The organism is Flavobacterium sp. SP2 (assembly GCF_057626655.1).
Genome location: NZ_JBVHBT010000002.1, coordinates 283,136 through 295,878, shown reverse-complemented (window position 1 = coordinate 295,878; position 12,743 = coordinate 283,136). Strand labels below are relative to the sequence as shown.

The following is a 12,743-nucleotide window of genomic DNA, read 5'->3' as shown; positions in this document are numbered from 1 at the left end:
TTTATGATTTTTTCTTTAAAAATTGCATCGAAAAAATTCCCCAACCCAGTATTAGCAGTAGTCCGCCGATAGGCGTGATGATTCCAAATGGTTTGAAATTGATATTTGTAATGGACATTGTTGCCAGTAAATAAATAGAACCTGAAAACATAAAAACACCAATAGTAATTAACCAAAAAATGGTTCTTTTAGTTTTTTCTGAAATTGATTGATTTATTCCTAAAAATAACAGAAATAAGGCATGATATATTTGGTATTTCACTCCAGTTTCAAAAGTGGTTAATTCGTCTATCGAAAGTACCTTTTTTAAAGCATGCGCACCAAAAGCACCCAAAATAATTGCAGTCATTCCTAAAATACCAGCAGTTGAAAGAATCTTTTTGTCCATATTTGCAAGCGTAAATTTCAATTCTATTTTCCAATTAATTCCATAACAAAGTTAGTTCAAATCATTCTTTTATTTTGTTTTTATCAAAAAATCTTTAAAAATTATTCCAAATTCATACATTTGTGACCAATAACTTTTACCATGAGAAATATTCTTATAATTGGTGCAGGACGTTCAGCATCATCCTTAATACAGTATCTTTTAAATAAATCTGTAGCACAAGATTTACACCTTACTATAGGCGATTTGTCGCAAGAATTAGCGCAACGTAAAACCAATAATCATCCGAATGCTACTGCAATTGAATTGGATATTTTTAATGAAAATCAACGAAAAACCGAAATTCAAAAGGCAGATATTGTAATTTCTATGCTTCCAGCGCATTTGCACATTCAAGTAGCCAAAGATTGTATTACTTATAAAAAACACATGGTTACAGCATCCTATATTTCTGATGCTATGCAAGAATTAGACGCTCAGGCCAAAGCCAACAACCTAATTTTCATGAACGAAATTGGTTTAGACCCAGGAATTGATCACATGAGCGCCATGAAAATTATAGATGAAATAAAAGACAAAGGCGGAAAATTATTACTTTTTGAATCTTTTTGTGGCGGACTTGTAGCTCCAGAATCAGACAACAATTTGTGGAATTATAAGTTTACATGGGCACCAAGAAATGTAGTTTTAGCTGGTCAAGGTGGTGCAGCCAAGTTTATTCAAGAAGGAAAATACAAATACATTCCGTACCACAAATTGTTTCGTAGAACCGAGTTTTTAGAAATAGAAGGCTACGGACGATTTGAAGGTTACGCCAACCGTGATTCTCTCAAATACCGCAGTGTGTATGGTTTAGACGACGTGTTGACACTGTATAGAGGAACAATAAGAAGAGTAGGTTATTCTAGAGCTTGGAATATGTTTGTGCAATTGGGCATGACCGATGATACCTATGTACTAGACAATTCAGAAACTCTTTCGTACCGCGATTTTGTCAATTTATTTTTGCCCTATTCGCCATCAGATTCTGTCGAAATAAAAACCAGAATGGCTCTTGGTATCGAGCAAGACGATATTATGTGGGACAAACTGTTGGAACTCGATTTGTTCAACGCCAACAAAATTGTAGGACTGAAAAACGCAACGCCAGCGCAAATCTTAGAAAAAATTTTAGCCGACAAATGGACGTTGCAACCCAACGACAAAGACATGATTGTAATGTACCACAAGTTTGGATATGAACTTTACGGTAAACAACAACAAATAGATTCCAAAATGGTTTGCATCGGCGACGACCAAACCTACACTGCCATGGCCAAAACTGTAGGATTACCGGTAGCCATTGCCACTCTACAAATACTAAACGGAAACATCAAAACTCCAGGCGTGCAACTGCCTATAACCAAAGAAGTATACGAACCAATATTGAAAGAATTGGAAGAATATGGTGTGGTTTTTAAAGAAACCGTAATGCCTTATATAGGTTACAATCCCGACCGACTTTTAGGTAATTAATTTTTTTTAGGAGCTAATGGCAAGCGCATTGCAGCAAGCCCTATTCCTGCTGTACATTTAATCTGCAGCATTTCTAATCGCAATGCTGCAGGATTTTCATTTCCATCAGGGCTATTTAAAGTCATCATTTTTGTTAAAATAAGTAGTAAAAGGCAAGTATTGATTTCTAAATAAAACATTTTTCCTATTTTTGATTAAAATCTGTAACATGAAACTCAATTCGCTACAAGTTGAAATAGACGGCATCGACAAAGAAATTCTTCGCGATTTGATGGAAGACGCTCGAAAACCCATTTTACAAATAGCCAACAAAATCGGAATTTCGGGTGCTGCAATTCACCAACGACTAAGAAAACTAGAAGATGCTGGTGTTATATCAGGATCAAAATTTATTGTAAACAACAAAGTTTTGGGTTATAAAACCATGGCGTTTATAGGCGTATACCTCGAAAAAGCCGCCAGCAATTCGGAAGCCGTAAAAGAGTTAAAAAAAATCCCCGAAGTCCTAGAATGTCATTACACCACTGGAAACTGGAGCATACTTGTAAAAGTTATTTGTCGTGATAACGAACATTTAATGCAACTGTTAAACAAAAAAATACAACCTATAAATGGGGTTTCAAGAACAGAAACATTCATATCTTTGGAACAACAAATAGAACGACAAATTCAATTATAGCACTAAATCATGTTAAAAAAGTATTCCAAAGAAAACGTAACCATTGGATTTTATGTAATCTATATCTTAATTGCAGGAGTATGTTTTGAACTGTTTCCTGGTAATGCACAAACACCCAATGTTGGAGTTTTATTACTGTATTTATTTATCCCAATAAGTTTAGTTTACTTTATGTATCACTTAGTTAAGCAACTTTTTGGAAACCAAAATCACATCAAATGTATTGTAATTCATGGTGTTGTTTGGGGTTCCATATTAGTAGTACTCACTGCTTTTGGCAAATAAAAAAATCCGTTCAATGAACGGATTTTTTTAATTTATAAAATTATTAGTACTTATACCTTCAAAATTTCAACTTCTTTTGCTGCCAAAAGTTCGTCAATTTTTTTAATATAAGCATTCGTTAAATTTTGAATTTCATCTTCAGCAGTTTTACAAGCATCTTCTGAAGTTCCTTCTTTTTCTAATTTTTTAATATCCGTATTGGCATCTTTTCTCGAATTTCTGATACCAATTTTAGCATCTTCGGCTTCAGCTTTGGCTTGTTTTACCAAGTCTCTACGTCTTTCTTCAGTTAATGGCGGAACGCTAATAATAATTACATCCCCATTGTTCATAGGGTTAAAACCAATATTGGCGACCATAATTGCTTTTTCAATAGGTTGCAACATACTTTTTTCAAACGGCTGAATTGTAATTGTTCTAGCATCTGGAACATTTAAATTAGCAACTTGAGAAAGTGGTGTTTGTGATCCATAATAATCAACGAAAACACTTCCTAGCATTTGAGGAGAAGCTTTTCCAGCACGAATATTTAAAAATTCTTTTTCTAAATGCGCAATCGAACCGTTCATAGATTCTTTAGCCTCATCGATAATAAATTCTATTTCTTCCATTTCTATTTAGATTTTTAGATTTTTAGACTTCTTAGATGGTTAGATTTTCAGACGTTTTTTATCTTTTAATCCTACAATCCAATAATCTAATAGTCCTTTATATATTTACTACAGTTCCAATATTTTCGCCTTCGCAAATTTTAAGTAAATTTCCTCTAGTGTTCATATCAAAAACAACTATTGGCAATTTGTTTTCTTGACTTAAGGTAAACGCAGTCGAATCCATTACGTTTAATCCTTTTTTGATAACATCTTCAAATGATATGTAATCAAATTTGGTTGCACTTTTATCTTTTTCAGGATCGGCAGTGTAAATTCCGTCTACACGAGTTCCTTTCAAAATTACATCGGCGTGTACTTCTACACCACGTAAAACTGCGGCTGTATCGGTTGTGAAATACGGATTTCCTGTTCCTGCACCGAAAATTACTATTCTTCCTTTTTCAAGATGACGAACTGCTCTTCTTTTAATATAAGGTTCAGCAATAGCTTCAATTTTTAAAGCTGTTTGCAATCGCGTAAGCATTCCTTTGTCTTCCAATGCACCTTGCAAAGCCATGCCGTTTATAACAGTGGCAAGCATTCCCATGTAATCACCTTGAACTCGGTCCATTCCATTGCTGGCACCGGCAACACCTCTAAAAATATTTCCTCCACCAATTACGATAGCAATTTCTATTCCTTTATCGTGAATTTGCTTAATTTCTTCTGCATATTCTGAAAGTGTTTTTGGGTCAATTCCGTATTGGCGTTCTCCCATTAACGCTTCTCCACTTAATTTCAGAAGGATTCTTTTATATTTCATAGGTATTTAGAAGTTGTGTTTTGAAGTGCAAATATAGTTATTATATAATTTTGTGAAATAGTGAAACTAAAAATTATGCGTCTAATGTTTCAAATGAATTTTTGGCTGCTTGGTACCCTATTTCAAAAATTTTATCCATTTTACCTTTGTTCGTTTCAAAAGTGCTGAATTTCGATAATTCTTCCGGCTCGATAACCCAATCGCACGTGTTGAATTTTAAGATATTGGAGTTTGCCGATAGCAAATCGAAGGCACGAGTAGTAACTGCTTTTATCGATTGCAAATCGGATGCTTCAATTTTCTGAATTGGACTTACGTAAACACCGATAATTTTGTCACATCTACCTTGCAAAATATCGGTTGGAAAATGATTTAAAATACCACCATCGCTGTAAAGATTACCCTCAATTTCATACGGAGAAATGATACCTGGAAATGCTGATGAAGCCAATATAGCATCTACAATTTTAGTTTCTTCGCTAAAAATTTTGAGTTTGCCTTTAACCATATCAGTTGCTGTAATATGAATCGGAATTTTAGAATTGCCAATCGTTGCATCCTGAAAAACATCTTTAAAGTAGTTTTTAAACGATTCGGAGTCAATAAAACCCGCTTTTTTAAACGTAAAATGTTTCCAATGAAAAAAATAGATCGATTTGAAAAAGTTTAAAATTTCGTCAGGAGATTTTCCAAATCCATACATTGCAGCCACAATGGCACCGGCACTCGAACCCGCAATTTGATTGGGAAAAATGTTTTGTTCTTCAAGAAATTTTATCGCGCCAGCATGCGCAATTCCTTTAGAACCACCGCCCGAAAGTACATAACCAATTGATTTAGAATCGAATTTCATAGATAAAAAATAAGTTTAAAAGTAATTCTTTTTTATTTAACTATTTTTAAGATTGCAATAAATTAAATACAAGTAATTTTGTTTAAAATTACACTTTATCATGAAACTAATAATCGAAAATAGTTTAGCAAATAGTTTTACTTATCAGGAATATCGTGGTCATGTAACCAATTTATTTCAAGCTGGAAAAGCAACTGGAAACGAACAATCGGAAAGTTTGGTTCATTACACCGAATTGAACGAAGCAAGAATGAATCGATTGGATAAAACAATGCAAGTTACTGATGAGGTAAAAAGTTTTTTAGAAAATTTGAATCAAGAATACATTTGGTTGGTAATTTCCGAAGGTTGGTGTGGCGATGCGGCTCAAATACTTCCAATCATCAATAAAATGGCTTTGTTATCGGATAAAATCGATTTCAAAATTGTGCTTCGCGATCATAATGACGATTTGATGAATCAATTTTTGACTAATGGGAGCAAGTCGATTCCCATTTTAATTTTGATTGAAAAAGACACGTTAAAAGTTGTAAATCAATTTGGACCGCGACCAAAACCTGCGATTGATTTGGTAAAAAATTACAAAGAAAAGTTTGGTATAATTGATGAAACTATTAAAACCGATTTGCAGAAATGGTATTTGTCTGATAAAGGAATTTCGACTCAAAAAGAAATTATTGATTTGATGAGAATTTAAAAAGTACGCAATGCAAGACCTAAACTTATACTTCCAACCGAGTTGAATTCATTGACTTTAATTTTGTAATCGGCAACTTCAATAAAAAGAAGGATGTCTTCATCGGATTCAATCCCTAAACTTATTTTTCTGTATTCGCCCGATAAATTTCCTCTTCCTAAGGCAAAACCCTTTCCGTAGCCAACTTGTAGTGTAGCTCTAGATTCTGAAGACAATGCCGGACTAATTCTAAAGTTGGCATAAACGGGAACTGCGACAAGTTTTTCGGTTGCTTTCCAATCAATTCCAGTATGTAAACTCAGTCCAATCCAACGTTTTTCCTGAATTCCATAACCAATTTTTGCGCTCAATCCGTCAGGAACAAACCAACTTTTATTGGTATTTTCTACGCCATCTACATAATCTTCATTACGATTTGGATTTCCTTTAATTGGAACCGAAAATTCAAATTGAGTAAATAAATGACTTATTTTTGTTGATTCTGGAGGTGAATCATAGCCTTGAGCGAAGCTAAAATAATTTGATACTAACGCGACAATTAGTATAATTTTTGTATGCAAGTAAACCTTATCTTTTTGGTTTTTACAAATCTGTGATTTCATAAAAATTCTGCAACTTTCTTTTCAAATTCTTCTGGAGATACTGCATTTTCAACCGAGTAATCGCCAATTTTTGTACGGCGTAATTTGGTTAAATGGCCGCCAGATTGCAATGCATTTCCAAAGTCAAAAGCCAACGATCGGATGTAAGTTCCTTTGCTGCAAGTTACTCTAAAATCAATTTCTGGAAGATCAATTCGAGTGATTTCAAATTTGTAAATGGTCGTTTTTCTAAATGCAATTTCGACTTCTTCACCAGCACGAGCATGCTCGTAAAGTCGTTTTCCATCTTTTTTTATGGCTGAAAAAACAGGTGGTTTCTGATCTATTTCTCCAATAAATTGCTTGGTAGTTTCCAGAATTAAACCCTCATTTATATGTGAAGTTGGAAAAGTAAAATCGACTTCAGTCTCTAAATCATAACTTGGCGTTGTAGCACCAACCGTTATTGTACCTGTATATTCTTTGGTTTGCGCCTGAATTTCGGTAATTGATTTTGTGAATTTCCCGGTACAAATAATCAACAATCCCGATGCTAACGGATCTAAAGTTCCGGCATGACCAATTTTAAATTTTTTGGGTAAATCGAATTTTCGTTTTAAAATGTACTTCAATTTACTCACCGCTTGAAACGAACTCCAAGTAAGTGGTTTGTCTATCAAGATAACCTGACCGTTTAAAAAATCTTCTGAAGTCATTATATAACGTCTAATTTTTGAATAAAAAAGTGAATGAGCAACAAGGCAATTCCGACGATAATTCGGTAATATCCAAAAACTTTAAAACCATTTTTACTAAGAAATCCGATGAACGTTTTAATTGCCAAAAGCGCAACTATAAATCCAACTACATTTCCAATTATCAATAAATTTATTTGCTCGTTGGTTAATACCAATCCGTCTTTGTAGTAATCATAACATTTTTTTAATGTTGCTCCAAGCATCGTTGGAACGGCTAAAAAGAAAGAGAATTCGGCCGCAGTTGTTCGAGATAATTTTTGCGACATTCCGCCTACAATACTTGCGCCACTTCTAGAAACTCCTGGAATCATGGCAAGACATTGAAAAACGCCAATTTTAAAAGCGGTTAAATACGATATTTCATGACTTTCGGTAACTTCTGTATCTTTTGAAAACCAATCATCAACTTTTAGGAGAATAATTCCGCCAATTAATAGTGAAACAGCAACTGTAACAGGGTTTTCCAATAGCGCATCTATTTTTTTGCTGAAAAGCAATCCAAAAACTACTGCAGGAATAAACGCTACTACTAATTTGAAATAAAAATCGAAGCTTTGAAAAAAGCGTTTAAAATATAGAACCACCACCGAAAGTATGGTTCCTAATTGGATGACAATTGTAAAAAGTTTGGTAAAATCGTCTTGAGCAATTCCAAAAAAAGAACTTGCAATAATCATGTGTCCAGTTGAAGAAACTGGAAGAAATTCGGTTATTCCTTCAATAATTGCAAGAATAATAGCTTGTAAATAATCCATTTGTTTGTGAATAGTAAGAAGTGAAAAGTGACTAGTTCTGTGTGATTTATTAGCTAATCACTAAGTACTAATAACTATTTACTCTTTTTAAATATTGAATAAATTGTAATTCCAAAACCAATAATCACTAGTGTTGGCGCCAATCGTATTCTTCTAAAACTAAACAATTCGGCTTCGTTAAAAACCTTAGGATCGGTACTTCCGCCTCCGGCCATAAGCATAAAACCAACTGCAATTACAGCAATTCCGATAAGTAAAAATTTATAGTTTACTTTATCAAAAAGAAACTCAGGTTTTTGTTCGTTGTTTTTCATATAGGTAAAATTTGTTTTTTATCGGTGATCTAGATTATCGCTTTTTATTCATTTCGGTTTGCTTGCACAAACTTCTTATTAATTGCGATTTCATGTGAACTGAATCAATTTCAGCATCTCAACCGAAAATCATTTGTTGGACTTAATTAATTCTTAATTTTTAATTCTTAATTAATAAAGATCGTCTGTTCTAAGATTCAAGAAACGTTGTGTGGCAAAGTGCGTACTGATCCAAGTTATTAAAATTCCCAAAGCCAAAACGCTAATCAATACTGCAATGGTAAGTTCAATATCTTTAAAAATATCTAGTGTAGGATAATTGGTATTAACATACAATAATACGCCAATCAAAGCCAATATTGCCAATACGGAACCTACAAAACCTAGAATGATGCTTCGAGTTACAAATGGTTTTCTAATAAATGCTTTCGTTGCACCAACCATTTGCATTGTTTTGATGATAAATCGGTTGGCATAAATGGATAATCGAAGTGAACTATTGATAAGCAAAACCGAAATAAAAGCGAAAATTCCACTCACAATTAAAACCCACATACTTATTTTCTGAATATTATCGTTCACCAAAGTAATCAATTGTTTGTCGTATACTACATCCGAAACCATTGGGTTTTTTCTAATCTTGGCTTCTACTTGCGAGAAACCTGGATTGGTAACATAACTAGATTTTAAATGAATATCGTACGAATTGTATAACGGATTTGTACCTAAAAACTGCATGAAATCTTCACCAATAACCTCTTTGTGTTGTTTGGCAGCATCATCTTTAGACACATATTTAAAATCTTTGGCAAATGCTGCGGCTTTCATTTCGGCATCAAACGCTTTGAAAACAGTATCAGTAGCTTCATTTTTAAAGAAAACAGTCATGACAATATCTTCCTTAAAATTATCCGACAAGCGTTTGGAATTGATAATAAACAAGCCTAGCATTCCCAGTAAAAACAATACTAAAAACACACTCAAAACCACCGAAAAATAAGAAGAAATCAATCTGCGTTTCTGAAATCTATCAAATGAAGATGCCATAAAAAGTAATTTAAGCCGTAAAAATAATAAACAATTTCTTTATACCTACTTTATAACGTTTAAAGTTTTGTGTTTAGTACAATAAATGTAAATTTGCCTTGTAATTTTTTAGAAGCAAATGGTTTCGGCATTTTCGGCCAATCATGTTCTAGCTTTCCGTTACAATTTGAAATAGTGGCTAAGTAACTAAGTTTCTGAGTAACTAAGTTACATAGTTGACAAAAATTACATTTTAAAAAGCTCAGAAACTCAGAAGCTACGAAACTTAGCGACTCAGAAACAAAAAAAATGACCAGAGTTTGCAACAGCATGACTCGAAAAAAAAATAAAACGGAATCTTAAAAAAAAAGATTCTGAACTAAATTCAGAATAAATGAAATACAATCCAAACGAAATCGATGCCAAGTGGCAAAAATACTGGGCAGAAAATCAAACATTTGCTGCAAGCAACAACTCTGATAAACCAAAATATTACGTTCTCGATATGTTTCCGTATCCATCAGGCGCAGGTTTGCACGTTGGTCATCCGTTGGGTTACATTGCTTCCGATATTTATGCACGATTCAAACGCCACCAAGGTTTCAACGTTTTGCATCCGCAAGGTTATGACTCGTTTGGACTTCCAGCCGAGCAATATGCCATACAAACTGGGCAACATCCAGACACAACAACTAAAGAAAATATTGCACGTTACCGCGAGCAATTAGACAAAATTGGTTTTTCTTTCGATTGGTCTCGTGAAGTGCGTACTTCAGACAAAGATTATTACAAACACACGCAATGGATTTTTATCCAATTGTACAATTCATGGTACAATAAAAATTCTGATAAAGCGGAAGACATTGCAACATTAATAACCATTTTTGAAAATGAAGGAGATGCTACCGTAAACGCGGTTTGTGATGATAACATTGTACCATTTTCTGCTTCAGAATGGACTGCTTTTTCATCAGAAGAACAACAAAAAATACTATTACAATACCGATTAACCTATTTGGCAGAAACAGAAGTCAATTGGTGTCCAGCCTTAGGAACTGTTTTGGCCAACGACGAAATTGTAAACGGCGTTTCAGAACGTGGCGGACATCCTGTAATTCGTAAAAAAATGACGCAATGGTCGATGCGAATTTCTGCTTATGCGGAGCGACTTTTGCAAGGATTAAACGATATCGATTGGAGTGAATCTATAAAAGAATCGCAGCGAAACTGGATTGGAAAATCGGTTGGAGCTTCGGTAGATTTTAAATTGCAGAATTCAGAAGGCAGTATTTCAGTATTTACAACAAGACCAGATACTATTTTCGGAGTAACCTTTATGACTTTGGCACCAGAACACGAACTGGTTTCACAAATTACAACACCAGATCAAAAAGCCGCAATCGATGCTTATGTAGAATCGACAGCAAAACGAAGTGAACGTGAACGAATGGCCGATGTAAAAACCATTTCAGGAGTTTTTACTGGAGCTTATGTAGAACATCCGTTTACCAAAGAACCAATTCCGGTTTGGATTGGCGATTATGTTTTGGCAGGTTATGGAACAGGCGCAGTTATGGCTGTACCTTGTGGCGACGAACGCGATTATGCTTTTGCTAATTTCTTTAAAGGTCAAAACGGAATGCCGGAAATCAAAAATATTTTTGCAAATGTAGATATTTCTGAAGCTGCGTATGGCTCTAAAGACAATGTAGAAATTGCCAATTCCGATTTCTTAAACGGATTGAATTATAAAGAAGCGACTAAAAAAGCAATCGAAAAATTAGAAGCCATCGGACAAGGAAAAGGAAAAACCAATTACCGTTTGCGCGATGCGGTTTTTTCTCGTCAACGTTATTGGGGTGAACCATTTCCAGTATATTACGTAAACGGATTACCACAAATGATTGCTGCGCAACACTTACCAATCGTATTGCCAGAAGTTGAAAAATATTTGCCAACCGAAGACGGACAACCGCCACTTGGAAACGCAACGCATTGGGCTTGGGATAGTGTTCATTGTAAAGTAGTTAGCAATGAATTGATTGATCATGAAACTGTTTTACCTTTAGAATTAAACACCATGCCAGGTTGGGCTGGAAGTTCTTGGTATTGGATGCGTTATATGGATGCGCATAATGAAACCGAATTTGCCAGCAAAGAAGCGCTGAACTATTGGGAAAGTGTCGATTTATATATTGGAGGAAGCGAACACGCAACCGGACATTTATTGTATTCCCGTTTTTGGAATAAATTTCTAAAAGACAAAGGTTACGCACCAACTGAAGAACCTTTCAAGAAATTGATTAATCAAGGGATGATTTTGGGAATGAGTGCTTTTGTTTATCAATCTATACATGAAAACAAAAATGCTCCAATTATTTACTTATCGGAAGGACTTTTACATCAAGATAATATTACTAGTGATTGGTATTTGAAAAAAGATGAATTATTTATAAAAAATGGTTTGACTAAAGAAGATGCAGATAAGATAACCTTTAGAGCAATTCATGTAGATGTTTCAACATTAAAAAATGAAAATGAATTAGACATCGATAAGTTAATGAACTGGAGAGATGAATTTTCTAATGGTAACTTTTTTTATGAAAATGATGGTAAGTTTAAAGTTTTACGCGAAGTGGAAAAAATGTCAAAATCCAAATACAACGTAGTCAATCCAGATCAGATCAGTGAAGATTATGGCGCTGATACGTTACGTTTGTACGAGATGTTTTTAGGTCCGTTAGAGCAATCCAAACCTTGGAATACGGCAGGAATTACTGGTGTTTTTGGTTTCCTAAAAAAACTATGGCGTTTGTATTTTGACGATAATGGTTTTATTGTAACCAACGACGAACCATCGCCAGAAATGTACAAATCGTTACACAAAACCATCAAGAAAGTTACCGAAGACATAGAAGGATTTTCATTCAATACATCCGTTTCGCAATTCATGATTTGTGTCAACGAACTGTCGGCAGCCAAATGCCATCATCGTAAAATATTAGAACCTTTAGCCATTGTAATTTCGCCTTATGCGCCGCATATCGCAGAAGAATTATGGAATGCTTTAGGAAACGAAGGTTCAATTTCAACGGTTGCTTTTCCAAAATACGAAGAAAAATATTTGGTAGAATCGGAGAAAGAATATCCAGTTTCGTTTAACGGGAAAATGCGTTTTACCATGAATCTTCCACTAGATTTAACCAAAGAACAAATCGAAGAAATTGTCATGAAAGACGAAAGAACCATCAAACAATTGGAAGGAAAAACTCCTAATAAAGTCATTATTGTTCCAGGAAAAATCATAAATCTGGTTGGATAAATTTCTTTACACTATTTATAACCGCAAATTCGCAAATTAAAATCTGTGAATTTGCGGTTATTTTTTTTAAATAATTTTTAACTAATGCCAAACTGACATTTTTATGATTTGGAATACAAATTGATGTGTATGTATCAAACAATTAAAACACAAA

Annotated in this window: 15 protein-coding genes; 5 read left to right on the top strand and 10 right to left on the bottom strand. The window is 34.2% G+C overall.

Going from position 1 to position 12,743, the window contains the following annotated elements; genetic code table 11:
• Nucleotide 1: 1 nt before the first annotated feature.
• Complete coding sequence (locus ACZ098_RS05785; RefSeq protein WP_487310795.1) at nt 2-388, bottom strand: DUF423 domain-containing protein; 387 nt, start codon at nt 386-388, stop codon at nt 2-4.
• A 141-nt stretch (nt 389-529) separates the two neighbouring features.
• On the opposite strand from ACZ098_RS05785, the gene ACZ098_RS05780 reads away from it, so the two are divergent.
• Nucleotides 530-1,903 (top strand): saccharopine dehydrogenase family protein, encoded by a 1,374-nt coding sequence (locus ACZ098_RS05780; RefSeq protein ID WP_487310794.1) that lies wholly within the window; start codon nt 530-532, stop codon nt 1,901-1,903.
• Here ACZ098_RS05780 and ACZ098_RS05775 read toward each other — a convergent pair.
• Nucleotides 1,900-2,082 (bottom strand): hypothetical protein, encoded by a 183-nt coding sequence (locus tag ACZ098_RS05775; protein WP_487310793.1) that lies wholly within the window; start codon nt 2,080-2,082, stop codon nt 1,900-1,902. The two genes, ACZ098_RS05780 and ACZ098_RS05775, sit on opposite strands and share 4 nt — an antisense overlap.
• A gap of 29 nt (nt 2,083-2,111) precedes the next feature.
• On the opposite strand from ACZ098_RS05775, the gene ACZ098_RS05770 reads away from it, so the two are divergent.
• Both ACZ098_RS05770 and ACZ098_RS05765 read left to right on the top strand, forming a co-directional pair.
• A complete protein-coding gene (locus ACZ098_RS05770; protein WP_487310792.1) occupies nt 2,112-2,582 on the top strand; it encodes an Lrp/AsnC family transcriptional regulator in 471 nt (156 codons plus the stop codon).
• 9 nt (nt 2,583-2,591) lie between these two features.
• On the top strand, nt 2,592-2,867 hold the full coding sequence (locus ACZ098_RS05765) for a hypothetical protein (protein WP_487310791.1): 276 nt from the start codon (nt 2,592-2,594) through the stop codon (nt 2,865-2,867).
• A gap of 50 nt (nt 2,868-2,917) precedes the next feature.
• Here ACZ098_RS05765 and frr read toward each other — a convergent pair whose 3' ends face one another.
• From frr to ACZ098_RS05750, 3 genes are all read right to left on the bottom strand, one after another.
• Complete coding sequence (frr, locus tag ACZ098_RS05760) at nt 2,918-3,478, bottom strand: ribosome recycling factor (protein ID WP_487310790.1); 561 nt, start codon at nt 3,476-3,478, stop codon at nt 2,918-2,920.
• A gap of 97 nt (nt 3,479-3,575) precedes the next feature.
• Entirely contained in the window at nt 3,576-4,283 is a 708-nt protein-coding gene (pyrH, locus tag ACZ098_RS05755) for a UMP kinase (RefSeq protein ID WP_487310789.1), read from the bottom strand.
• 73 nt (nt 4,284-4,356) lie between these two features.
• Nucleotides 4,357-5,136: a patatin-like phospholipase family protein gene (locus ACZ098_RS05750; protein WP_487310788.1), complete on the bottom strand. Its 780-nt coding sequence runs from the start codon at nt 5,134-5,136 to the stop codon at nt 4,357-4,359.
• A 100-nt stretch (nt 5,137-5,236) separates the two neighbouring features.
• On the opposite strand from ACZ098_RS05750, the gene ACZ098_RS05745 reads away from it, so the two are divergent.
• Nucleotides 5,237-5,833: a thioredoxin family protein gene (locus ACZ098_RS05745; RefSeq protein ID WP_487310787.1), complete on the top strand. Its 597-nt coding sequence runs from the start codon at nt 5,237-5,239 to the stop codon at nt 5,831-5,833.
• Here ACZ098_RS05745 and ACZ098_RS05740 read toward each other — a convergent pair.
• The 5 genes from ACZ098_RS05740 to ACZ098_RS05720 all read right to left on the bottom strand — a co-directional run bounded on the left by ACZ098_RS05740 (nt 5,830) and on the right by ACZ098_RS05720 (nt 9,288).
• Complete coding sequence (locus tag ACZ098_RS05740; RefSeq protein ID WP_487310786.1) at nt 5,830-6,435, bottom strand: hypothetical protein; 606 nt, start codon at nt 6,433-6,435, stop codon at nt 5,830-5,832. The two genes, ACZ098_RS05745 and ACZ098_RS05740, sit on opposite strands and share 4 nt — an antisense overlap.
• Nucleotides 6,432-7,130 (bottom strand): tRNA pseudouridine(55) synthase TruB, encoded by a 699-nt coding sequence (gene truB / locus ACZ098_RS05735; RefSeq protein WP_487310785.1) that lies wholly within the window; start codon nt 7,128-7,130, stop codon nt 6,432-6,434. Before truB ends, ACZ098_RS05740 begins: the two co-directional genes overlap by 4 nt.
• On the bottom strand, nt 7,130-7,927 hold the full coding sequence (locus tag ACZ098_RS05730; RefSeq protein ID WP_487310784.1) for an undecaprenyl-diphosphate phosphatase: 798 nt from the start codon (nt 7,925-7,927) through the stop codon (nt 7,130-7,132). The genes truB and ACZ098_RS05730 overlap by 1 nt, the downstream gene beginning before the upstream one ends.
• A 74-nt stretch (nt 7,928-8,001) precedes the next feature.
• The gene (locus ACZ098_RS05725) at nt 8,002-8,241 is read right to left on the bottom strand and encodes a DUF3098 domain-containing protein (protein WP_487310783.1); all 240 of its coding nucleotides are present in this window, start codon (nt 8,239-8,241) and stop codon (nt 8,002-8,004) included.
• A 171-nt stretch (nt 8,242-8,412) separates the two neighbouring features.
• Nucleotides 8,413-9,288 carry a cell division protein FtsX gene (locus ACZ098_RS05720; protein WP_487310782.1) on the bottom strand — a complete coding sequence of 292 codons (876 nt, stop codon included), beginning with the start codon at nt 9,286-9,288 and terminating at the stop codon, nt 8,413-8,415.
• Nucleotides 9,289-9,661: 373 nt separating this feature from the next.
• On the opposite strand from ACZ098_RS05720, the gene ACZ098_RS05715 reads away from it, so the two are divergent.
• Complete coding sequence (locus ACZ098_RS05715) at nt 9,662-12,589, top strand: leucine--tRNA ligase (RefSeq protein ID WP_487310781.1); 2,928 nt, start codon at nt 9,662-9,664, stop codon at nt 12,587-12,589.
• The last annotated feature ends 154 nt before the right edge of the window (nt 12,590-12,743 follow it).